We start from the raw sequence: 23,492 nt of genomic DNA, 5'->3' as shown, positions 1-23,492 counted from the left end.
CCCTCTTCCCCCGCCCGCCGCTTGCGTTTAGGAACCTTGCCGGTCGCCCGGCAGGCCTGTCTCGCGCAGGCCGGTTTCGGTTCGGGCGCGGCTTGGGAGTCCTGCTGATGAAACGCGACTGGATCGCCACCGCCCGCACCCTCTCGGACGCGCTGCCCTATCTGCAGCGATACGACGGGGCGCGCGTGGTCATCAAGTTCGGCGGCCACGCCATGGGCGACGCCCCCGCGCTGGAGCGGTTCGCGCGCGACATCGTGCTGATGAAGCAGTGCAACGTGCACCCGATCATCGTGCACGGCGGCGGCCCGCAGATCGAGCAGCTGCTCAAGCGCCTCGCCATCCAGTCCAATTTCGTCGACGGCCTGCGCGTCACCGACGAGGCCACCGTCGAGGTGGTCGAGATGGTGCTGGCCGGCCGCATCAACAAGGCGATCGTCACCGCCCTGAACCGCCAGGGCGGCAAGGCCGTGGGCCTGTCGGGCAAGGACGCCGACCTGATGATCTGCGAAAAGACGATGAAGAAGACCCGCGACCCCGAGTCGAACATCGAGAAGGTGCTCGACCTCGGCTTCGTGGGCACCCCGGTCGAGGTGAACCCCGGCCTGCTCGAGACCTTCATCGCCTCGGACTACATCCCCGTGATCGCGCCCGTGGGCGTGGGCCGCGCGGGCGAGACCTTCAACGTGAACGGCGACACCGCCGCTGGCGCCATCGCCGGCGCCCTGAAGGCGGACCGCCTGCTGCTGCTGACCGACGTGGCGGGGGTGAAGGGCGCCGACGGCGAGGTGATGACCGACATCACCGAAGAGCAGGCCGAATCGCTGATCGCCTCGGGCGTGATCTCGGGCGGGATGATCCCCAAGTGCCGCACGGCGCTGGACGCGATCGAGGGCGGCGTGGACGCGGTGGTGATCCTCGACGGCCGCGCGCCCCACGCCTGCCTGCTGGAGCTGTTCACCTCCCACGGCGCGGGCACCCTGATCCGCCGCTCCACCCCCGACTGATCCGCCCGGCCCCCCGCGCGGGAGCCGCGGCGCGACGCCCTGCGCCCGGGGCGGGCCTCCGGCTCGCCGCGGCGGGGCGGACGCGGCGCGCGTGGCGGGCGGGGGGCCGTCGCGGCGCCCGGGCCTCCCGCGGCGCGGAGGCCGGTGGCCTTTTCCGCTGAGAAACTTGGCGGCGCCGGCTTCCGGCGGGCGCGTCATGGCCGAGCCCGCCTCGCGGCGGATCGCTTCGCTAGCATTGGGGCGCTCACAGGTCCGCCCGCCGTCCCTGGCTGCTCCACTCCACGGCGGGCTGACCAAGACCCTTCCGTCGCCCGCCCGCCCGGGGCAGGCTGCGCGAAACCGCCCCCCGGGAGGAGTCCATGCCCCACGCCCCGCAGGCCGACGCGCCGCCGCATCCCGCCCGCGACCCCCAGACCGAGACCGTGCGCCGCTACTACGAGGCCTGCACGGCCGGCGACCTCGACGGGCTGCACGCCACGCTCCACCCGGAGGTCGTGCACTATTTCCTCGCCCCCAACACCGGCTCCGCCCCCGTCCGCGGCGCCGCTCATCTCGCCCGCTACTGGCGCAAGGCGACGCGGATGCTCGACGCCCGCTGGGTGGTGGAGAGCGCGATCTCCCAGGGCCCGCAGACTGTCATCGAGTGGTCGATGTGGTGGCGCCCGCCCGGCGCCGCCCCCGAAGCGCCCCGCATCGTCACCCGCGGCGCCGAGTTCTTTCGCTTTCGCGACGGCCGGATCTCCGAGATCCGCTCCTACTACCAGCAGCGCCCCGAGACGACGGAGCTCGATGGCTACGACCACGCCGCCGCCGGCTGGTCCGTGCCGGGACGCGAACGCTCCGCCCTGCATCCGGAGGCAGACCGCGTCTCGGCGCCGAGGGAGTGACCGTCCGGCCCCGGTGAGACGGGCCTCGCCCCCGCACCCACGGCCCCGGCCTCTCCCGCCGCCGCGATCCCGTCGCCGCGACCGTCCTGCCGCCGTAGGCGAGCGCCCCCGTCCGCCTCGCCGGGCCCGTGCCTCGCCGTCCCCGTCTCCGCGCCGGCCCCGGCGAAGGCCCCGCCCCAACGGGGACGCAGGGCGGGCCGGTCGCGGCCGCGCAGCGGACGCGTCGGGGCGCCCGCGTCCCGCGCGGCGGCGCCGGCCGCGATCCGGGCCAGGCAGGGCGCTCGCCCCCCGCTGCGCTGACAGGAGGTTGACAGCAGCCCCCGCGGGACGTCCCGTCGTTCCCCAGACCGCCCCGTCCCGAAGGGAGCCCGCGCCCGATGACCTCCGCCCCCGCCGCCCGCCCCCCGCGCGCCTGACGACCCCATGCGCCGCGCCGACCGCCTGTTCGAGCTCGTCACCCTGCTGCGCGGACGCCGCTTCGCGGTCACCGGCCGCCAGCTCGCCGAGGCCCTCGAGGTCAGCCTGCGCACCGTCTACCGCGACGTCGCCGACCTGCAGGCCCAGGGCGTGCCGATCTCGGGCGAGGCGGGCGTGGGCTACCGCCTCTCGCCCGACTTCGACCTGCCGCCCCTGATGTTCGACCGCCACGAGGTGCTGGCCCTGCTGGTCGGCGGGCGGCTGGTGCAGGCGGTCACCGACCCCGCCCTCGCCGCCGCCGCCCGCTCCGCCGAGGCCAAGATCCGCGCCATCCTAGACGACCGTCTGCTGGCCGAGGCCGACGCGCTGCCCTACCGCGCGCCCGTGATCCCCTCCGACGACGCCATGCGCCTGCGCCACCAGGCGATCCGCGAGGCCTGCGAGGCGCGCCTGAAGCTCCACCTCGATTATCGAGACGCCGCCGGGGAGGCGTCCTCGCGCATCGTCTGGCCGCTGGGCCTGATCGCCTGGACCGGCCGCTGGACCCTGCTCGCCTGGTGCGAGACGCGCGAGGCCTACCGCAATTTCCGCTTCGACCGGATCGAGGCGATGCGGACCCTGACCGAGGTCTTTCCCCAGCGCCCCGACCGCAGCCTCGCCCACTTCCTCGAAACCGTGGACGGGCGCTGAGCCGGACCCGCGCCCGCCGGGCGACCCTCCCGAGCGCCCGCCAGGCGATGCGCGGATCTCGGCCTTCGATCCGTCCGCAGCGCAGGGCGCGGCGGCCCTCGCCGGCCGCTCCGACCCTGCCGCGTCGCGGGCCGATCCCGCCCGTTCCGCGCTCCGATACGCCCTTCATTCCGCCGTCGTTCGCGCCTATAACGCCCCTCCCGGCGCGCCAAGAACGCCGGTCGGAAACCCCAGAGCACCCGCCAGACCCCCGGATACGGCCCATGCCCAGACCCTCGGACGAATTCCACCGCATCAAGCGCCTGCCGCCCTACGTCTTCGCCGAGGTCAACCGCCTGAAGGCAGCCTGCCGCGCCGAGGGCATGGACATCATCGACTTCGGGATGGGCAATCCCGACGGCGACACCCCCGCCCATATCGTCGAGAAGCTGATCGAGACGGTGCAGCGCCCGCGCACCCACCGCTACTCGGCCTCCAAGGGCATCCCGGGCCTGCGACGGGCGCAGGCGGGCTACTACCAGCGCCGCTTCGGCGTGACGCTGGACCCCGAGACCGAGGTGGTGGCGACGCTGGGCTCGAAGGAAGGGCTCGCCAACCTCGCCATGGCGATCACCGCGCCGGGCGACGTGGTGCTGACGCCCTCGCCCTCCTACCCGATCCATCCCTACGGCTTCATCATCGCCGGCGGCGCGCTGCGCCACATCCCCGTGGCGGGCGGGCGCTTCGACCCCGAGCAGTACCTGCGCGACGTCGAGAACGCCTGCATCCACACCGTCCCCGCGCCGACCGCGCTGGTGGTGAACTTCCCCTCGAACCCCACCGCGCAGGTCTGCGACCTCGACTTCTACGCCGAGCTGGTGCGGCTCGCGAAGCGCCACGACATCTGGCTGCTGTCGGACCTCGCCTACGCCGAGATCTATTTCGACGAGACGCCGCCCCCCTCGATCCTCCAGATCCCCGGGGCGAAGGACATCGCGGTGGAGTTCACGTCGCTCTCCAAGACCTACTCGATGCCCGGCTGGCGCATGGGCTTCGCGGTCGGCAACCCGCGGCTGATCGGGGCGCTGGCGCGCATCAAGTCCTACCTCGACTACGGCGCCTTCACGCCGGTGCAGGTGGCCGCCGCCGCCGCGCTGAACGGCCCGCAGGAGTGCGTGGGCGAGATCCGCGCCCTCTACAAGCGCCGCCGCGACGTGCTGGTCGACGCGATGACCCGCGCGGGGTGGGAGATCCCCTCCCCCCCCGCCACCATGTTCGCCTGGGCGCCCGTGCCCGAGCCCTTCCGCGCGCTCGGCTCCATGGCCTTCTCCAAGATCCTGCTGCGCGAGGCGGCGGTCGCCGTCGCCCCCGGCATCGGCTTCGGCGAATACGGCGAGGGCTTCGTGCGCCTGGGCCTCGTCGAGAACGAGCAGCGCATCCGCCAGGCCGCGCGCGGGGTGAAGAAGCTCCTCGCCGACCCCGACGCCGCGCTCGCCCGCCACCACGAGAGCCTCGCGCAGGCGGCCGAGTAAGGCGGGGCGGCGAGCGCCCGGCGCGTCGGCAGGGCCGCGGCGCCGACTGAAGGTCGGCCCCGGACGCGACGGCCGACGCGCCGCTCCCTCCGCGAGAAGGAAGGAGCGGTCATCCCATGTGTCGCCTGGCCCTGTAGTCTCGCCGTCGCGAACGTCCCCCGAGTCGCGCGCCCGCCCGAAATGGGCGGGCGATCGACGGCGGTCCCTGATTTTCACCTTATTTCACTGAAATAATTAGAAAATAATTGGGGCGATCTCCGCCCCGCCCCAATAGCTCCCCCGAACTCTTCGGCATGACATCCGCCCCAGGACGCGCCCGCCCCAGGCGCCTCCGCCGTATCGCGGCGCGGGCTCGACGTCCGCCAGCGGCGCGACCGCCGACGCGCCGCTCCCTTGCCCGGCGTCGCGCGCAGGTCGGGCAGGAGGCCCCGGGTCGAGCCCGGGGCGCGCCTTGCGTCCAGCGTCGTGTGGGAAACGGCGGCCCCGCGCTCAGGCGGCCCGCAGGGCGCCGCGCTCGGACCACAGGCGCGCGGCTTCGGCCTCGGCAGCGGGCAGGTCGGTGCAGGCGCCGGCGGCGAGCAGCGCCGCGGCGGCGGTCGCGACAACCACCGCCTCGGAGAACGCGTCCTCCGCCTCGCCCGTCCACAGCGCCGGCAGCTTCGCGGGATCGGGCGCCTCGTCGGCCAGCCGGCGGGTCTCGTCGATGATCGGCGCGGCCTCGATCTCGATCCGCTCGCCCCCGACCACGCCCTCCAGCGTCACCGACTTCGCCGGGTTGCGCTCGAACTCCCCGCCGCCGCCCTTCAGCGCCATCTGGCGGGGCTGCTCGCGCAGGATCGAGGCCGCCACCTGCAGCGGCCGGTAGGGCGGGTGGAACACCCCCTGGACCGAGCACGCGGCCCCAGACGGGTTCATCACCCGCAGGGTCGTGTTCACCGCCGAGCGCAGGCCCAGCACGTCGCGCAGCCGCAGCAGGCGGTAGAGCTCGGGCGACATCGCCTCCAGCGGGGCGTAGCAGATGCCGCCCGCCTCCAGCGCCGCGCCCGCGGCCTCGGGCGTCTCGACCACGGGGATCCCCAGCGGGCCCAGCATCCCGCGCAGGTCCGCGGCCTCGCGCATGTGCGCGGCCGAGTTCCAGCCGTGCAGGAACACCGGCAGGCCCGCGCCCGCGACCAGCTTCGCCGCCAGCAGGAACAGCGGCAGCCCCCGGCTCTTGCCCGCGGCGTAGCTGGGCCAGTCGATGGCCGGGCGCAGCGCGCGCCAGCCCTCCAGCCCCTCGGTCGCGCCGTCGCAGAAGCCCGCGATCTCCTCGGCGTTCTCGCCGCGATAGCGCATCAGCATCAGCAGCGCCCCGACCGCCTCCGGCGCCGGGGTTCCGGCGAGCATCTGGCGCATCGCCTCCGCCGCCTCCCCCCGTTCGAGGTTGCGGGAACGGCCGGGGCCGCGGCCAAGGGTGCGGACGAGCTGCGAGAAGGTCATGCCGCCAAGGTGCGGTCGCCCATCGTCTTGTCAAGAAGCGCCTGGATCTCCGGTCGGCAGGAGCCGCAGTTGGTCCCCGCCCCCAGCGCCGCGCCGATGGCGGCGACGTCGGCCAGCCCCTGCTCGGCGATGGCCGCCGCGATCGTGTTCACCCCGACCGAGAAGCACGCGCACAGGATCGCGCCCGGATCCGGCCGGTCCGCGCCGGGGCGTCCCGCCAGCAGGTCCGGGGGCGCCTCCGCCTCGGCCAGCATCGCCGCGACATGCCCCCGCGCGACCTCCACCGGCTCCCGCGCCGCGAAGAGCGCGCCCGCGAGCCGCCCCTCGACGAAGAGCGCGAGGCGCACGACCCCGCGGGCCGCATCCTCGACCGCCGCGACCTCGCCCGCGCCGGGGGCGAGGCCGAAGAGCCTGCGCGCGAACGCCGCCCAGTCGGCGGGGGCCTGCGTCCCCGCCAGTTCCGCCCGCCAGCCGCCCTCCGCTCGGGCCAGCGCCCAGTAGTCGGCGCCCGAGCAGTCGGGCCGCGCGGCCGAGATCGCGAAGGCGTGCCAGGCGGCGGCGAACTTCTCCACCCGCACCGCTGCGCCCTTCAGCTCCGGCTGGCCCGAGACCGGGTCCACCTCCGCGCGCACCACCGCGTCCACGCGGCCCGCCGAGGACAGCTCCTCCGTCCAGTGCATCGGCGCGAAGACCGCGCCCTCGGGCGTCCGGCGCGTCACCAGCACCCGCAGCAGCGCCTCCCCCTGCGGGCTCGAGACGCGGGCGAGGTCCGCCGGCCCCACGCCCGCGCGCCGCGCGTCGGCGGGGTGGATCTCGAGGTAGGGCTCGGCGATGTGCTGGCTCAGCCGCGCCGACTTGCCGGTGCGCGTCAGCGTGTGCCAGTGGTCGCGCACCCGCCCGGTGTTGAAGCGCAGCGGGAACGCCTCCGACAGGCGCGAGGCCGGGGCCCGCGGCGTGACGGCGACGAAGCGCGCCCGCCCCGAAGGCGTGTAGAACCGCCCGTCCGCGAAGAACCGCGCCTTGCCGCCCTGCGCCGTCGCGGGCCACTGGAACGGGGCCATCGCGTCATAGGCGTCGTCCGTGATCCCGGCGCGGGCCGAGATGTCGAAGTCCCGCCCCAGCTCTCCGGCCAGCGCCGACAGGGCGGCGTGTTCGCGGAACACCTCGGCGGCGCTCTCGAAGGCGAAGGCCTCGGCGAAGCCCATCCGGGCCGCCACGTCGCAGACGATCTTCCAGTCCGGCCGCGCCAGCCCCGGCGCCGGCAGGAAGGCCCGCTGCCGGGTGATCCGCCGCTCGGAGTTGGTGACGGTGCCCGTCTTCTCCCCCCAGGCCGCGGCGGGGAACAGCACGTCCGCCTCCCGCCCCGTGTCGGTCGAGGCGATGACCTCCGAGACCGCGACGAACGGAACCGCCCGGATCGCCGCGCGCACCGCGTCGGCGTCGGGCATCGAGACGACGGGGTTGGTCGACATGATCCACAGCGCCTTGATCCGCCCCTCGGCGCAGGCGCGGAACAGGTCCACCGCCTTCAGCCCCGGCCGCTCGGCCATCGCGGGCGAGGCCCAGAAGCCCTGCACCGCCGCCCGGTGCGCCGGCTCCTCGAGGTCGAGGTGGGCGGCCAGCATGTTCGCGAGCCCCCCCACCTCCCGCCCGCCCATCGCGTTGGGCTGGCCGGTCATCGAGAACGGCCCCATCCCCGGCCGCCCGATCCGGCCCGTGGCGAGGTGGCAGTTGATGATCGCGTTGCCCTTGTCGGCGCCCGAGCTCGACTGGTTCACGCCCTGGGACCAGAGCGTCACCACCTTCTCGCGCCGCACCCACAGGCGCAGGAACGCCTCCACCTCGGCCAGCGGCAGGCCCGTCGCCTCGGCCGTGCGCTCGGGCGTCCAGTCGCGGGCCGCGCGCAGGGCGGCGGGCAGGCCCTCTGTATGGGCGGCGGCGTATTCGCAGTCGATCGCGCCCTCCGCCTCGATCCGCGCCAGCAGCGCGTTGAACAGCGCCGCGTCCGAGCCCGGCTTCAGCGCCAGGTGCAGGTCCGCGAGGTCCGAGGTCGCCGTGCGCCTTGGATCGAGCGTCGCCACCCGCATCCCCGGCCGCGCCGCCTTCGCCGCCGCCAGCCGCTGGTGGATCACCGGGTGGCACCACGCGAGGTTCGAGCCGACCAGCACCACCAGGTCGGCCTGCTCGAGGTCCTCGTAGCAGGTGGGCACCGTGTCGGTCCCGAAGGCCCGCCGGTAGGCCGCCACCGCCGAGGCCATGCACAGGCGCGAGTTGGTGTCGATGTTGGCCGAGCCGATGAAGCCCTTCATCAGCTTGTTGGCGACGTAGTAGTCCTCGGTCAGCAGCTGGCCCGAGACGTAGAGCGCGACCGAATCCGGCCCGTGCTCGGCCACCGCCTCGCGGAACTTCGTCGCCGTCAGCTCCAGCGCCTCGTCCCAGCCCGCCTCCCGCCCGCCGATGCGCGGCGTCAGCAGCCGGTCGTCGAGCGACAGCGTCTCGCCGAGCGCCGAGCCCTTCGAGCACAGCCGCCCGAAGTTCGCCGGATGCGCCGGATCGCCCGCGATCGCTGCGCCGCCGCGGCCGTCGGGCGTGGCCAGCACCCCGCAGCCGACCCCGCAATAGGGGCAGGCGGTGCGCACCGCGCCGTCGGACAGATCGCTCGCCATCTCGGTCATCCTTCGGACCTCGGATCGGGGGGCCGCGGCCCCGGGGAGGGAGGGCGGGGCGCAAGCCGGCCGGAAAGGCCCCTCGCGCGCCGCGCATCCGGCGCCCGGCCCGCGCGGCAAGCCGCGGGCCGGGCGCCGGGGCCGCGCGGGGAGAAGGCCCCTCCCCGCGCGGCAGGGCTCAGGCGCGGCCGGGCCTGCACGCCGGCCGCGCGCGCCTCATTCCGCGGCCTGCGCCAGCGCGACCGCGCCGCGGTCCACCAGCACCCGCCCGGCGGCCAGCTTCACCGGCACCGTGGGCACCGCCCCCTCGTCCGCGCCCTGGGCGAGCCCGGTGTCGAGCGCGATCACCCAGTTGTGCAGCGGGCAGGTCACGGCGCGGCCGTGCACGATCCCCTCCGACAGCGGGCCGCCCTTGTGGGGGCAGCGGTCGACCAGCGCGAAGACCTCGTTCGCGGCGGTGCGGAACACCCCCACGCAGCCGATCGGGGTCTTGAGCTTGCGCGCGCCGCGGACGGGAATGTCCTCCAGCGCGCCGACGTCCACCCATTCGGTCGTTGAAACCGTCATGGTCCGGGCCTCCTCAGGCGATCTCGGCGAGGGGGGCGAACTCGTGGGCGTCCTTGCCCTCGCTCGCGCGCTCGCTCCACGGGTCCTGCTGCATGAAGGTCTGGGCGTGGTAGAAGCGCGCGGCCAACGCCTTGCGGCTCTCGGCGTCCTCGACCACCCGCGCCTTCACGTGGTCGAGGCCGACGGCGTCGATCCACTTGTACATCCGGTGCAGGTACTGGGCCTCCTCGCGGTAAAGCTGGATGGCCGCCGCGCAGTGCTCGACCACGTCGGCCTCGGAGGTCAGCTTGCACAGCAGCTCCGTCGCCTTCACGTGCAGCCCCGCCGCGCCCCCGATATGGACCTCGAAGCCCGAGTCCACGCAGACCACGCCCAGGTCCTTGCAGGTCGCCTCGGCGCAGTTCCGCGGGCAGCCGGTGACCGCCATCTTCACCTTGTGCGGCGTCCACGAGCCCCAGAGCTTCTTCTCCAGCTCGATGCCCAGCCCCACCGAGTCCTGCGTGCCGAACCGGCAATGGTCGGTCCCCACGCAGGTCTTCACGGTCCGCAGCCCCTTCGCATAGGCCTGGCCCGAGACCAGCCCGGCCGCGTTCAGGTCCTTCCAGATCTTCGGCAGATCGTCCTTCTTCACGCCCAGCAGGTCGATGCGCTGGCCGCCGGTGACCTTCACCGTGGGGACGTTGTACTTCTCCGCCGCGTCCGCGATGGCGCGCAGCTCGGCGGGGTTGGTGATGCCGCCCCACATCCGCGGGACGACGCTGAAGGTGCCGTCCTTCTGGATGTTGGAATGCACCCGCTCGTTGATGAAGCGGGACTGGTAGTCGTCCTCGTACTCCCCCGGCCAGTCGCAGAGCAGGTAGTAGTTCAGCGCCGGCCGGCAGGAGGCGCAGCCGCAGGACGTCTTCCACCCCAGCTCCTGCATCACCGCGGGGATCGACTTCAGCTGCTGGCTCTTGATCAAGCGGCGGACGTCCATGTGGGTCAGCTCGGTGCAGGGGCACATCGGCTTGACCGTCTGCGCCTGGTAGGCGCCCCCCAGCGTCGCCTGCAGGATCTGCTCGACGAGGCCCGAGCAGGTGCCGCAGGAGGACGACGCCTTGGTATGCGCCTTCACCGCGTCGAGGCCGGTCAGCCCCTTCTCGCGGATCGCGGAGACGATGGTTCCCTTGCACACGCCGTTGCAGCCGCAGATCTCCGCATCATCCGGCAAGGCTGCAACGGCCGCCATAGGGTCCAGCCGGGACCCTCCCTGGAAGGCGGCGCCGAAGACGAGCGTGTCGCGCATCTCCGAGACGTCGGCGCGGTCCTTGAGCAGGCCGAAATACCAGTTCCCGTCGCCGGTCTCGCCGTACATCACCGCGCCGATGATGCGGTTCTCGCGCAGCACCAGGCGCTTGTAGACCCCGCGGGAGGGGTCGCGGAACACGATCTCGTCGCGGTCCTCGCCCTCGGCGAAATCCCCGGCGGAGAACAGGTCGACCCCCGTCACCTTCAGCTTCGTGGACATGACCGAGCCCTTGTAGGCCGCGGCCTCCCCCGCCAGCGTGCGGGCCAGCACCTTGCCCATCTCGTAGAGCGGCGCGACCAGCCCGTAGACCGCCCCGTCATGCTCCACGCACTCCCCGACCGCGAGGATGTCGGGATCGGACGTCACCATCTGGTCGTCCACGTGCACGCCCCGCCCGACCGCGAGGCCCGCGGCCTTGGCCAGCGCCGTCTCCGGACGGATGCCCACGGCCATCACCACGATGTCGGCCGCGATCTCGGTCCCGTCCTTCAGGCGCACGCCCTCGACGCGGTCGGACCCGAGGATCTCCGCCGTGTCGGCCTTGCACATCACCCTGATCCCGCGCCCCTCCAGCTCCTTCTGGAGGAGGTAGGCGGCGGCGGGGTCGAGCTGACGCTCCATCAGGTGGGGCATCAGGTGCAGCACCGTCACCTCCATCCCCTGCACCTGCAGCCCCGCCGCGGCCTCGAGCCCCAGCAGGCCGCCGCCGATCACCACCGCCTTCGCGCCGGGCGTCGCCGCGGCCGCGCGCATGGCGGTCACGTCGTCGAGGTCGCGGAAGGTCAGCACCCCGGGCAGGTCCTTGCCCGGCACCGGGATGATGAAGGGCTGCGAGCCGGTGGCCACGATCAGCTTGTCGTAGGGCGTCTCGCCCCGGGCCGAGATCACCACCTTGCGCGCCCGGTCGATGCCGGTCACCGCCTCGCCGAAGCGGCAGGTCACGCGGTTGTCGGCGTACCAGGCGTCGTCATGGGTGACGATCTCCTCCCAGGTCTTCTCGCCGGCCAGCACGGGCGAGAGCATCAGGCGGTTGTAGTTGCCCCGCGGCTCCGCGCCGAACAGCGTCACCTCCCAGCCGCCGGGCGAGAGGGCGAACAGCTCCTCCAGCGCCCGGCCCGAGGCCATGCCGGCCCCGATCACCACCAGCCGGGGCTTCGCGCGCTCGCCCACGGCGAGCGCGTCGGGGGCGTGCTCCATCGCGCCATCCATCACGCGGCCTCCTTCTTCGCGGTCTTCGAGGTGGGGGCGGCCGGCGTGCGGCCATGCTCGTAGTCCTCGAGGAAGCCCAGGACCTCCTCGCGATAGGCGTAGTAGTCGGGGTGCTCCAGCAGCGCCTTGCGGGTGCGGGGGCGGGGCAGGTTCACGTCCATGATCTTGCCGATGGTGGCGTGGGGACCGTTGGTCATCATCACCACGCGGTCGGCCAGCAGGATCGCCTCGTCCACGTCATGGGTGACGCAGACGGCGGTGACGCGGGTGCGCGACCACACCTCCATCAGCACTTCCTGAAGCTCCCAGCGGGTCAGGCTGTCGAGCATCCCGAAGGGCTCGTCGAGCAGCAGCAGCTTCGGGCTCAGCGCGAAGGCCCGCGCGATGCCCACCCGCTGGCGCATGCCGTTCGACATCTCCGAGGCGGGCTTGTCCATCGCGTCGGCCAGGCCCACCCGCTCGAGGTAGTGCTCCACCACCTCCTGCCGCTCCGCCTGGGTGGCCTTGGGATAAACCCGGTCCACGCCCACGGCGACGTTCTGCTTGGCGGTCAGCCAGGGGAACAGGCTCGGGCTCTGGAACACCACCGCGCGCTCGGGGTCCGCCCCCTCGACATGGCGGCCGTCGAGCACGATGGCCCCCTGCGAGATGTCGTTGAGCCCCGCGGTCATCGTCAGCACCGTGGACTTGCCGCAGCCCGAGTGGCCGATGAGGCTCACGAACTCGCCCTTCTTCAGGGTCAGGTCGAAATCCTCGACCACCGTCAGCGGCCCCTTCGGCGTGGGGTAGATCTTGTGGAGCTGCGAGTACTGCAGGTAGCGCTCGTCCGAGGTCGCCTCCGCCGCCTTCGCGTAGGCCGTGGGCAGGGCGTGCAGCGGGATCACGTCGGGCAGGCGGCGGGTCTCGGCCGACTTCGCGTCGATGCCCACGTCCATCAGGTGCTGGGTGATCCGCCCGCGCAGGGCCTTGAAGGCCGCGTCATGGTTCATCGCGGCCCGCTCCCGCGGGCGGGGCAGGGCGACCTCGTACTGCGCGCCCAGGGTCCCGTCGGGGTTCAGGCACACGATCCGGTCGGCCAGCAGGATCGCCTCGTCCACGTCGTTGGTGATCAGCACCACCGTCTTCTTCTCGACCTGGGAGATGCGCTCGATCTCGTCGGCGAGGTTGGCCCGCGTCAGCGCGTCCAGCGCCGACAGCGGCTCGTCCATCAACAGCACCTCGGGGCGCATGGCGAGCGCCCGGGCGACCGAGACGCGCTGGCGCATGCCGCCCGACAGCTCCGCCGGACGCCGGTCGGCGGCGTGGGCCAGGCCGACCATCCCGATGTAGGTCGCCGCCAGCGCCTGCCGCTCGGCCTTGGGCAGGCGGCGATGCACGGCGTCGACCGCCAGCATCACGTTGCCCTTCACCGTCAGCCACGGCATCAGCGAGTAGGACTGGAACACCAGCCCCCGCTCCGGCCCCGGCCCCTGCACGGGCTTGCCGCGGAACAGGACCTCGCCGCGGTCGGGCGCGATCAGCCCGGCCATCAGGTTGATCAGCGTCGACTTGCCGGTCCCCGAGAAGCCCAGGATCGCCAGGAACTCCCCGTCGCGGACCGTCAGCGTGATGTTGCGCAGGATCTCCTCGCGGCCCAGCCCTTCGCCGAAGCCCTTGGAGACGCCCTTGAATTCCAGAATGGGGGTCATCGTCGCCTCCTCAGCGGTTGGTCGAGAAGGTGAACATCGACTGGATCGCGAACATCAGCCGGTCCAGCAGGAAGCCGATGATCCCGATGGTGAACACCGCCACCATGATCTTGGCGAGCGAGCTGGAGGACCCGTTCTGGAACTCGTCCCAGACGAACTTTCCCAGGCCCGGGTTCTGCGCCAGCATCTCGGCCGCGATCAGCACCATCCAGCCCACGCCCAGCGACAGCCGCAGCCCGGTGAAGATCAGCGGCAGCGCCGAGGGCAGGATCAGCTTGGTGATCCGCGTCCAGGTGGTCAGCTTCAGCACCCGCCCCACGTTCACCAGGTCCTTGTCGACCGAGGCGACGCCCAGCGAGGTGTTGATCAGCGTCGGCCACAGCGAGCACAGCGTCACCGTGATCGCCGAGTTCAGGAACGACTTCGAGAACATGCCGTCGTTGGTCACGTAGACCGCCGAGACGATCATCGTCACGATCGGCAGCCAGGCCAGCGGCGAGACCGGCTTGAACACCTGGATCAGCGGGTTCAGCCCGGCCGCAGCGTAGGGCGAGAGGCCCATGGCGATCCCCAGCGGCACCGCGATCAGCGCCCCGATCAGGAAGCCGAAGAACACCGTCTGGATCGAGGTCCAGATCTGGTCGTAGTAGCTGGGCGCGCCGGTGTATTCGCGCCACTTGATCGCCTCGGTCTTGCCCGCGGCCTCCAGCTTGGCGTTGCGCGCCTCCTGCCGCTCGTAGAAGGCGGCCTCGTCGGCGGCCTTGCGCGCGGCGTCGGCGTCCAGTTCCACCGCCTCGGCCCAGACCTGCGCCGGCCCCGGCACCGCGCCCAGCGAGGTCTCGACCTGCGGCGCGAGCCAGGCCCACAGCGCGAGGAACGCGCAGATCGCCAGCACCGGCACCCCCAGCAGGCGCCACAGCTCCCGCCCCTGGGCGCGGGGATCGTCGCCGGCGGCGATCTTGAGCAGCGGCGTCAGGAACGACAGGCCGAGAATGTCGAGCCACCCCGCCGCCTTGTTGATGCGGGTGAACAGGCGGGCCTTGCGCGCGGCGCGCGCTGCGTCGGGAAACTGGTCGGGGATCGCGGTCATCTTGAAGGGCCTTTCAAGGATGGGGCGCGGGGCGCGCCGCGACTTCGGGGGGAGGGGCGGGGAAGGGGGCCCCTCGGCGGATCCGGGGCGGGATCCGCCGGGGGCGGCGCGAGCGTCGGGCCTCAGCCCTCGACGCCCGAGCCCACGACCTTCTGGTCGCCCTTCAGGCCGATGGGGAACTGCTCGAGATAGGCGTTGGGCGCGCGGCCGTCGTAGGTGACGCCGTCGATGAACTCCGACTGCGGGGCCTTGTAGCCGTCGGTGGCGAAGTCGAAGTCCGCCTCGCTCGCCAGCCCGTCGTCGATCAGCGACTTCGCCGCCGCCAGGTAGATGTCGGGGCGATAGACGTCCTTCGCCGTCTCGTCGTACCAGGCGTCCGGCTTCGCCTCGGCGATCTGGCCCCAGCGGCGCATCTGGGTCAGGTACCAGACCGCGTCCGAGTAGTAGGGATAGGTCGCGTGGTGGCGGAAGAAGACGTTGAAGTCGGGCACCTCGCGCTTGTCGCCCTTCTCGTACTCGAAGGTCCCGGTCATCGAGTTGGCGATGACCTCGGCGTCGGCGCCCACGTATTCGGGGCGGGAGAGGATCTCCACCGCCTCGGCGCGGTTGGCGTTGTCGTTCTCGTCCAGCCACATGGCCGCGCGGATCAGGGCCTTGGTCACGGCGATGGCGGTCTGCGGGTTCTCCTCGGCGAAGGCCGCAGTGATGCCGAACACCTTCTCGGGGTTGTTCTTCCAGATCTCGTAGTCGGTGATCACCGGCACGCCGATGCCCTTGAAGACCGCCGCCTGGTTCCACGGCTCGCCCACGCAGTAGCCGTAGATCGTCCCGGCCTCGAGCGTCGCGGGCATCTGCGGCGGGGGCGTCACCGACAGCAGCGCCTCGGCGTCGATCTGCCCGGTCACGTTCTCGGGGGAGTAGTAGCCGGGCTTCACGCCGCCGGCCGCCAGCCAGTAGCGCAGCTCGTAGTTGTGGGTCGAGACGGGGAAGACCATGCCCATGTTGAAGGGCTTGCCCTCGGCCCGGTACTTGTCGATCACCGGCTTCAGCGCCGAGGCCGGGATCGGATGCACCGGCTTGCCGTCGGCGCCCATGGGGATGTGCTTCTTCATCTCCGCCCAGACCTCGTTCGACACGGTGATGCCGTTGCCGTTCAGGTCCATCGAGAAGGGCGTGATGATGTGCGCCTCGGTGCCGTAGCCGATGGTGGCGGCCAGCGGCTGGCCCGCCAGCATGTGGGCGCCGTCCAGCTGCCCGTCGATCACGCGGTCCAGCAGCACCTTCCAGTTGGCCTGCGGCTCGAGCGTCACGAACAGGCCCTCGTCCTCGAAGAAGCCCTTCTCGTAGGCGATGGCCAGAGGCGCCATGTCGGTCAGCTTGATGAAGCCGAACTTCAGCTCGTCCTTCTCCACCACGTGGACCTCGGCGAAGGCCGGCGCGGCGAGGGCGATCAGGGAGGCGGCGCCGAGGAGGGCGGCCGCGCCTTTGACGTGGGTCATGCTCTGTCTCCGGTCGTCCCTGCGCGCCGTCGCCGGTCGGCAGGGGGAAAAACGAAAAAAAGGCCGCGCGATCGAGACCCCGGACCGATGAGAGGTCCGAGACGATCGAGCAGCCTTGCCCGCGTTACCCGTGCTTTGGGTGAGTGGCGCGCCGGACTCCATTGCCCTGCGCTGAAATTTTCCTAGCCCGAATCCGCGCCAGGACGCAAGTGCAAAAACCCGCTCCGGCGCCAAGGTCGCGGGCGCCCATCCGCGGACGCCTGATTCTTGTGCAGATCGGGCCTCAGCTGGCGTGCAGCGGCCGCCGGCGTTCAGGCGGCCTCGGAGGGGTCGAAGACCCGGCCGTCGAAGAACAGGTCCGGCCCCAGGATCATCCGCCCCGCCGCCGAGGCGACGGCGGTGGGCTGGTCCAGCGCGCCCTCCAGCTTCTCCGAGGCGCCCGGCAGGTCGGCCCCCGCGGGGCCGAGGTTGCGCCGGTAGAGGTCGGTGCGGAAGCAGGCCCGCGCGGCCTTCGCGGCCTCGGCCCGGTCGAGCCCGTTGCGCTCGGCCATCCGGGTCGCCATCCACACCGCCTGGCTGCGCCAGGGGAAGGTGGCGGCGGCGTCGAAGAACTCGACGAAGCGGGGCGCGCGCCGCTCCTCCCCCGTCGGCGCCACCACCAGCCGCCCGGCCAGCGAGCGCTCGATGATCTCCGAGGGGACGTTGACGTAGTCCGGCCGGGCCAGCAGCTCGCTCGCCGCCAGCCGGTGCGCGGGATCGGCCAGCCAGCGCCCCGCGCGCCAGACCGCGCGCATCAGCTGCTCGGCCTTGGCCGGCTGCTCCTCCGCCCAGCCGCGGCGCACGGCGAGCACCTTCTCGGGCGCGAAGCGCCAGATCGCGCAGCCGGGCAGGATCAGCTCCGCCACCCCGGTCTCGACGGCGACCGAGCCCCAGGGCTCGCCCACGCAGAAGGCGTCGATCTCGCCCGCGGCCATCGCCTCGGCCATCTGGGGCGGGGGCACGGTGCGCACGTCCAGCCCCTGCGGCGCCTTCAGCCCCAGCGCGTCCAGCCAGTAGTACAGAAGCTCGGCATGCATCGAGAACGGGAAGGGCACCCCCAGCCGCAGCCGCCCCTCCGCCGCCTCGATCAGGCGCCGGCCCACGGCGGCCGCGTCCATGAAGCCCGGCCGCTCCCCCAGCGCCGCCATCCGCTCGGCCAGCGGCATCGAGACGCCGATCACGTCGCCGTTCATCGACATCATCGCCAGCGCGTCCAGCGGGGCGGGAATGCCGCCGAGGCCGAGGCTCATCGCCACCGGCACCGGGGCCAACATGTGCGCCGCGTCCAGCGCCCCCAGCGCCAGCCGGTCGCGCAGGGCGGACCAGGAGGGCGCCTTGCGCAGCTCCAGCGCCAGCCCCTCCTCCTCGGCGAAGCCGATCTCGCGCGCCACCACCAGGGGCGCGCAGTCGACCAGCGGGATGAACCCGACCTCGATCGCCTCGCGGTTCATTTCAGAAGCTCCGCCGCCGTGATCAGCGCCTGCGCCACCTCGGCCACCTTGCGCCCCTGGTCCATCGCCGCGCGCCGGATCAGCGCGTAGGCCTCGTCCTCCGAGATGCCGCGCGCCTTCATCAGGATGCCCTTGGCGCGGTCGATGGTCTTGCGCTCGGCCAGCGCCGCCTTGGTCGCGGCGAGCTCCGAGCGCACGCGCGCGAACATCTGGAAGCGCGCCACGGCGGCGTCGATGATCGGCTTGATCCGCTGCTTCTGAAGCCCGTCGACGATATAGGCGCTGACGCCCGCCTCGATCGCCGCCTGGGTCAGCGCCCCGTCCGAGCGGTCGACGAACATCGCCACCGGCCGCTCCATCGGGCCCGAGGCCAGCGCCAGCTCCTCGAGCACGTCGCGCGACGGGTTCTCGAGGTCGATCAGCACCACGTCGGGATTGATCTCCGACAGGCGGCGCGACAGGCCGGTGTCGTCGCCGATCACGATCACCTCGTGGTCGCCCGCGTCGCGCAGCCCGTCGACGATCATCAGCGCGCGATCCCGGTCGCGCTCCACCACGGCGATCTTGAGCGTCTTGGCCAAGGATGGCCTCCCCTTCGGTCCGCGGCGAGTGTTGCGCCGCAGCACGCCCGACGCAAGCCCGCGCAGGGGGCGCGACGCTGCGCTCCTGCCGCAGCGTCGCCTGCTTAAGAGGCTGTCGGCCCCTGCGGCGCCCAGCTCTTGCGCGCCGAACCTGCCGTTAATCTGAACACTGCACAACGTTTCGGCAACCTGAGCTAATGCGTCGTGTTCGTCCTCTCATGCGTCGCAGCCGCTCCGCCCGGTCCGCGCCGCGCCCCCGGCCCCTTTCCCGCCGCGAAATCGCCACCAAGCGGCGGGGCCCCGCGCCACTTGGCCCGGCGCTTGCAGGTAGGGCCTCGGCGCCTACGCAACCCGATCCGGGACACACCAAGAGGGAGATGCCAATGATTTCCGCCCGCAAGACCGCGCTCGCCGCGGCCACGGCCCTGACCACCATGACCCTGGCCCTGTCGGCCCAGGCGCAGGAGACCATCAAGGTCGGCATCCTGCACTCGCTGTCCGGCACGATGGCGATCTCGGAGACGACGCTCAAAGACGTCATGCTCATGCTCATCGAGGAGCAGAACAAGAAGGGCGGCGTGCTGGGCAAGCAGCTCGAGGCCGTCGTCGTCGACCCCGCCTCCGACTGGCCGCTGTTCGCCGAGAAGGCGCGCGAGCTGATCTCGGGCAACGGCGTCTCGGCGGTGTTCGGCTGCTGGACCTCGGTGTCGCGCAAGTCCGTGCTGCCGGTGTTCGAGGAGCTGAACTCGATCCTCTTCTACCCCGTCCAGTACGAGGGCGAGGAGTCGCAGCGCAACGTGTTCTACACCGGCGCCGCCCCGAACCAGCAGGCGATCCCCGCCGTCGACTACCTGATGAACGAGGAAGGCGTCGAGCGCTGGGTCCTGGCCGGCACCGACTACGTCTACCCGCGCACCACGAACAAGATCCTCGAGGCCTACCTCAAGGCGAAGGGCGTGGCCGAAGAAGACATCATGATCAACTACACGCCGTTCGGTCACTCCGACTGGCAGACGATCGTGTCCGACATCAAGGCCTTCGGCTCGGCCGGCAAGAAGACCGCGGTGGTCTCGACCATCAACGGCGACGCCAACGTCCCGTTCTATAAAGAGCTCGGCAACCAGGGCGTTTCCGCCACCGACATCCCCGTCGTCGCCTTCTCGGTCGGCGAGGAGGAGCTCGCCGGCCTCGACACCGCGCCGCTCGTCGGCCACCTGGCCGCGTGGAACTACTTCCAGTCGGTCGAGGCGGACGTCAACGCCGAGTTCATCGAGTCCTGGAAGGCCTTCGCCGGCGCCGACCGCGTGACCAACGACCCGATGGAGGCCCACTACATCGGCTTCAACATGTGGGTGAAGGCCGTCGAGGCCGCCGGCACCACCGACCCCGACGCGGTGATCGACAGCCTGATCGGCGTGACCGTCCCGAACCTGACGGGCGGCTACTCGGCGATGATGCCCAACCACCACATCACCAAGCCGGTCCTGATCGGCGAGATCGAGGACGACGGCCAGTTCTCGGTCGTGTGGGAGACCCCGGGCCTGGTTCCCGGCGATGCGTGGTCGGACTTCCTGCCCGACTCCAAGGACCTGATCTCCGACTGGCGCGCCCCGATGTCCTGCGGGAACTTCAACGTCGCCACCGGCAAGTGCGGCGGCAAGGGCTCGTAAGCCCTTCGCCCGAACCGTCGAGCAGAGGGAGGGCGGACCCGAGCGGTCCGCCCTCCGCCCGCCCCCGCCGCCGCCGGCCCTGCGCGTTCCGCGCGCCGCGCGCGCCCCGGGGCCTGAATGATCCAGGGCCGCCTAAATGAAGCTCCTCCGCTTTCTCGCCCTCGCCGTCGTCTTCGCGCTCGGCGCGCTGGCCGCCGAACGCACCCTCGCCGATGCGGCGCAGGTCTCGGCGGTCGTGCAGAAATTCTCCCAGGCCAAGAAATTCCCCCAGGTCGAGGCCGTGATCCAGGAGCTCGGCGCGCTGGGCGATCCCGCCGCCGTGCCCGCCCTCCGCGCGCTGGGCTCGTCCGACCTGAAGGTCGCCCCCGACGGCAAGGTCGTGATCGAGGCGCCCTCGGGCCTGCTCGATCCGGTCAGCGGCGAGAAGGTCGCCGACAAGGGCGCCAAGCTCGACCGGATCCGCATCAAGAACTCGATCCGCTCGATGATCGACGAGACGATCTCGGCCCTCACCCTGCGCGCCGCCGACCCGGTGGTGCGCATGTCGGCCGCCGACACCATCTTCGCCGCCGCCGACCCCGAGCAGCTCGCCCCCGTCCAGTCCGCCTTCGAGGCCGAGCAGGACCCGGACGTGAAGCGCCGGCTCGGCCAGGCGATCGCGGCGATCCAGCTCGCCTCCTCCGACGAGCCCCAGACCATCCGCGACGCGATCGAGGTGATCTCCGAGCGCGGCGACCAGGCGGCGCTGGGCGTGCTGCTGGGCTACCGCAACCAGGCGGAAGGCGAGATGGCCGACGCCGCCGACGCCGGCATCGAGGCGATCGAGACCAAGCTTGCCATGTGGCAGGCCGGGCAGAACATCTGGTACGGGATCTCGCTGGGCTCGGTCCTGTTCCTCGCCGCCATCGGGCTCGCCATCACCTTCGGCGTGATGGGCGTCATCAACATGGCCCATGGCGAGATGGTGATGCTGGGCGCCTACACCACCTTCGTGGTGCAGGAGACGATCCGGAACTCCTTCCCCTGGCTGTTCGACTGGTCGCTGCTGATCGCCCTGCCGCTCGCCTTCCTGGTGGCGGGCCTGGTGGGGCTGGCGATGGAGCGCGGGATCATCCGCTTCCTCTACGGCCGCCCGCTCGAGACCCTGCTGGCCACCTGGGGCGTCTCGCTGATCCTCCAGCAGGCGGTGCGCACCATCTTCGGCCCCAACAACCGCGAGGTCGGCAACCCCTCCTGGATGTCGGGCGCGTTCGAGCTGGGCGAGCTCTCGATCACCTGGTCGCGCCTGTGGATCGTGTGCTTCGCGCTGGCGGTCTTCGTGATCCTGCTGCTGGCGATCAACCGCTCCTCGCTGGGCCTGCAGATGCGCGCCGTCACCCAGAACCGGCGCATGGCCTCGGCCATGGGCATCCGCACCCCCTGGGTCGACGCGCTGACCTTCGCGCTGGGCTCGGGCATCGCGGGGATCGCGGGCGTCGCGCTCAGCCAGATCGACAACGTCTCCCCCAACCTCGGGCGCGGCTACATCATCGACAGCTTCATGGTCGTGGTTTTCGGCGGCGTGGGCAACCTGTGGGGCACGCTGGTGGGGGGCCTGACGCTGGGCGTCGCCAACAAGTTCCTCGAGCCTTACGCGGGCGCGGTTCTGGGCAAGATCCTGATCCTCGTCTTCATCATCCTCTTCATCCAGCGCCGGCCCCGCGGCCTGTTCGCGCTGAAGGGACGCGCGGTCGAATCATGATTTTCGGACGATTTCTCGCCGGGGGTCTGAAGTCCCCCGTGGTGCTCGTCGCCATGCTGGTCATCCTCGGGATCGGGGTGCTGATCCCGGTGCTGAACATGGCGGTCGAGCCGGGCTCGACCTTCCACGTGGCCGACCACATGGTGCCCCTCTACGGCAAGTACCTGTGCTACGGCATGGCCGCCCTCGCGCTCGACCTGGTGTGGGGCTACTGCGGGATCCTCTCGCTGGGCCACGGCGCCTTCTTCGCGCTGGGCGGCTACGCCATGGGCATGCACCTGATGCGCGAGATCGGCACGCGCGGCGTCTACGGCGACCCGATCCTGCCCGACTTCATGGTGTTCCTGAACTGGAACGAGCTGCCCTGGTTCTGGTACGGCTTCGACCAGTTCTGGTTCGCCTGCCTGATGGTGATGGCCGTCCCCGGCCTGCTCGCCTTCATCTTCGGCTGGTTCGCCTTCCGCAGCCGCGTCACGGGTGTCTATCTCTCGATCATCACCCAGGCGATGACCTACGCCCTGCTGCTGGCCTTCTTCCGCAACGACATGGGCTTCGGCGGCAACAACGGCCTGACCGACTTCAAGGACGTGCTCGGCTTCGACCTGCAGGCGGCCGAGACCCGCTCGGCCCTGTTCTTCCTCACCGCCTTCTTCCTGGCGCTCAACCTGCTGATCGCCGCCGCGATCACGGGGTCCAAGTACGGCAAGATCCTGCGCGCCGTGCGCGACGCCGAGAGCCGGACGCGCTTCCTCGGCTACCGGCCCGAGAACATCAAGCTGTTCGCCTGGGTGGTCTCGGCCGTGATGGCCGGCATCGCCGGCGCCCTCTACGTGCCCCAGGTCGGCATCATCAACCCCGGCGAGTTCGCCCCCGCCAACTCGATCGAGATGGTGGTGTGGACCGCCGTCGGCGGCCGCGGCACCCTGGTCGGGCCCATCGGCGGCGCGGTGCTTGTGAACGCGGCCAAGTCCTGGTTCACCGGCGTCCTGCCCGAATACTGGCTGTTCGCGCTGGGCGGCCTGTTCATCCTGACCACCCTGCTCCTGCCCGAGGGCGTCGCCGGCCTGATCCGCAAGGCCTTCGGCCGCCGCGCCCGCACGCCCCGCGGCAAGGACGAAGAGACCGACGCGCCCGTCGCCGACGCCCCCGCGGGCGCCCTGCGTCCCGGCGCGGGGGAGTGAGCGCGATGACCGAGATCCCCGTGAAGCTTCCCCTCAAGACCCCGGCCGAGCCGCGCCGGGCCGCGCCGAAGCACGCCCCCGTCCCCTCGGCCCGCAAGGACACGCTCCTCTACCTCGACGGCGTCTCGCGCTCCTTCGACGGGTTCAAGGCGATCAACGAGCTGAGCTTCGTGCTGATGAAGGGCGAGATGCGCGCCATCATCGGCCCCAACGGCGCGGGCAAGACCACGATGATGGACATCATCACCGGCAAGACCCGGCCCGACAAGGGCGACGTCTACTTCATGGGCGACGTCGACCTGACCAAGCATGACGAGCCCACCATCGCCCAGATGGGGATCGGCCGGAAGTTCCAGAAACCCACCGTGTTCGAGACCCAGACGGTCGCCGACAACCTGCTCCTGTCCCTGAAGGGCGAGCGGCGCGGGATCCCCGCGCTCTTCTACCGAAAGAACCGCACGGACGAGCAGCGCATCGACGAGATCCTCGCCAAGATCCGCCTCGGCGCCCGGCGCAACGAGCTCGCGGCCTACCTCTCGCACGGCCAGAAGCAGTGGCTCGAGATCGGGATGCTGCTGGCACAGGACCCCAAGCTCCTGCTCGTCGACGAACCCGTCGCCGGCATGACCGACGCCGAGACCGAGGAGACCGCCCGCCTCCTGCGCGAGATCGCGGTCGATCACTCGGTGGTGGTGGTCGAGCACGACATGGGCTTCGTGCGCGAGCTCGGCGTGAAGGTGACCTGCCTGCACGAGGGCCACGTCCTGTCCGAGGGCTCGCTCGACCACGTCTCGGCCGATCCGCAGGTCATCGAAGTCTATCTGGGGCGCTGAG

General features: G+C 71.7%; 17 protein-coding genes. 8 read left to right on the top strand and 9 right to left on the bottom strand.

Features of this window, described 5'->3' with window-relative positions; all coding sequences use genetic code 11:
* Positions 1 to 107: 107 nt before the first annotated feature.
* The 4 genes from argB to P2H44_RS23325 all read left to right on the top strand — a co-directional run bounded on the left by argB (position 108) and on the right by P2H44_RS23325 (position 4,509).
* A complete protein-coding gene (argB, locus tag P2H44_RS23340; protein ID WP_275767550.1) occupies positions 108 to 1,004 on the top strand; it encodes an acetylglutamate kinase in 897 nt (298 codons plus the stop codon).
* 359 nt (positions 1,005 to 1,363) lie between these two features.
* Positions 1,364 to 1,891 carry a nuclear transport factor 2 family protein gene (locus P2H44_RS23335; RefSeq protein ID WP_275767549.1) on the top strand — a complete coding sequence of 176 codons (528 nt, stop codon included), beginning with the start codon at positions 1,364 to 1,366 and terminating at the stop codon, positions 1,889 to 1,891.
* A 423-nt stretch (positions 1,892 to 2,314) separates the two neighbouring features.
* Entirely contained in the window at positions 2,315 to 2,998 is a 684-nt protein-coding gene (locus P2H44_RS23330; RefSeq protein WP_275767548.1) for a helix-turn-helix transcriptional regulator, read from the top strand.
* A 263-nt stretch (positions 2,999 to 3,261) separates the two neighbouring features.
* The gene (locus P2H44_RS23325; RefSeq protein WP_275767547.1) at positions 3,262 to 4,509 is read left to right on the top strand and encodes an LL-diaminopimelate aminotransferase; all 1,248 of its coding nucleotides are present in this window, start codon (positions 3,262 to 3,264) and stop codon (positions 4,507 to 4,509) included.
* Positions 4,510 to 4,998: 489 nt separating this feature from the next.
* Here the strand turns inward: P2H44_RS23325 and P2H44_RS23320 are convergent, their stop codons facing one another.
* From P2H44_RS23320 to P2H44_RS23280, 9 genes are all read right to left on the bottom strand, one after another.
* Positions 4,999 to 5,988 carry a glycosyl transferase family protein gene (locus tag P2H44_RS23320; protein ID WP_275767546.1) on the bottom strand — a complete coding sequence of 330 codons (990 nt, stop codon included), beginning with the start codon at positions 5,986 to 5,988 and terminating at the stop codon, positions 4,999 to 5,001.
* Positions 5,985 to 8,654, bottom strand: a complete 2,670-nt coding sequence (locus P2H44_RS23315; protein WP_275767545.1) for a nitrate reductase — start codon at positions 8,652 to 8,654, stop codon at positions 5,985 to 5,987. Before P2H44_RS23315 ends, P2H44_RS23320 begins: the two co-directional genes overlap by 4 nt.
* Positions 8,655 to 8,870: 216 nt before the next feature.
* Positions 8,871 to 9,221 (bottom strand): nitrite reductase small subunit NirD, encoded by a 351-nt coding sequence (gene nirD, locus P2H44_RS23310; protein ID WP_275767543.1) that lies wholly within the window; start codon positions 9,219 to 9,221, stop codon positions 8,871 to 8,873.
* Positions 9,222 to 9,234: 13 nt separating this feature from the next.
* Entirely contained in the window at positions 9,235 to 11,718 is a 2,484-nt protein-coding gene (gene nirB, locus P2H44_RS23305; protein WP_275767541.1) for a nitrite reductase large subunit NirB, read from the bottom strand.
* Positions 11,718 to 13,406, bottom strand: coding sequence for an ABC transporter ATP-binding protein (locus P2H44_RS23300; RefSeq protein WP_275767539.1), 1,689 nt, complete (start codon positions 13,404 to 13,406; stop codon positions 11,718 to 11,720). Before P2H44_RS23300 ends, nirB begins: the two co-directional genes overlap by 1 nt.
* A 10-nt stretch (positions 13,407 to 13,416) precedes the next feature.
* Positions 13,417 to 14,496, bottom strand: a complete 1,080-nt coding sequence (locus tag P2H44_RS23295; RefSeq protein WP_275767537.1) for an ABC transporter permease — start codon at positions 14,494 to 14,496, stop codon at positions 13,417 to 13,419.
* Positions 14,497 to 14,618: 122 nt separating this feature from the next.
* Positions 14,619 to 15,995, bottom strand: a complete 1,377-nt coding sequence (locus tag P2H44_RS23290) for a CmpA/NrtA family ABC transporter substrate-binding protein (protein WP_275767535.1) — start codon at positions 15,993 to 15,995, stop codon at positions 14,619 to 14,621.
* Between the two features lie 311 nt (positions 15,996 to 16,306).
* A complete protein-coding gene (locus tag P2H44_RS23285; protein WP_275767533.1) occupies positions 16,307 to 17,485 on the bottom strand; it encodes a CmpA/NrtA family ABC transporter substrate-binding protein in 1,179 nt (392 codons plus the stop codon).
* The gene (locus tag P2H44_RS23280) at positions 17,482 to 18,012 is read right to left on the bottom strand and encodes an ANTAR domain-containing response regulator (RefSeq protein WP_462976319.1); all 531 of its coding nucleotides are present in this window, start codon (positions 18,010 to 18,012) and stop codon (positions 17,482 to 17,484) included. The genes P2H44_RS23285 and P2H44_RS23280 overlap by 4 nt, the downstream gene beginning before the upstream one ends.
* Positions 18,013 to 18,449: 437 nt before the next feature.
* On the opposite strand from P2H44_RS23280, the gene urtA reads away from it, so the two are divergent.
* The 4 genes from urtA (at position 18,450) to urtD (ending at position 23,491) form a co-directional block, all read left to right on the top strand.
* On the top strand, positions 18,450 to 19,736 hold the full coding sequence (gene urtA / locus P2H44_RS23275) for an urea ABC transporter substrate-binding protein (protein ID WP_462976318.1): 1,287 nt from the start codon (positions 18,450 to 18,452) through the stop codon (positions 19,734 to 19,736).
* Between the two features lie 136 nt (positions 19,737 to 19,872).
* Entirely contained in the window at positions 19,873 to 21,477 is a 1,605-nt protein-coding gene (gene urtB, locus P2H44_RS23270) for an urea ABC transporter permease subunit UrtB (RefSeq protein WP_275767529.1), read from the top strand.
* Positions 21,474 to 22,658, top strand: coding sequence for an urea ABC transporter permease subunit UrtC (gene urtC, locus P2H44_RS23265; protein WP_275767527.1), 1,185 nt, complete (start codon positions 21,474 to 21,476; stop codon positions 22,656 to 22,658). The genes urtB and urtC overlap by 4 nt, the downstream gene beginning before the upstream one ends.
* A 5-nt stretch (positions 22,659 to 22,663) precedes the next feature.
* A complete protein-coding gene (urtD, locus tag P2H44_RS23260) occupies positions 22,664 to 23,491 on the top strand; it encodes an urea ABC transporter ATP-binding protein UrtD (protein WP_275767525.1) in 828 nt (275 codons plus the stop codon).
* The last annotated feature ends 1 nt before the right edge of the window (position 23,492 follow it).

The sequence above is a fragment of the Albimonas marina genome (assembly GCF_029223255.1).
Lineage (GTDB): Bacteria > Pseudomonadota > Alphaproteobacteria > Rhodobacterales > Rhodobacteraceae > Albimonas.
This window is presented reverse-complemented; position numbering and strand designations above follow the sequence as displayed.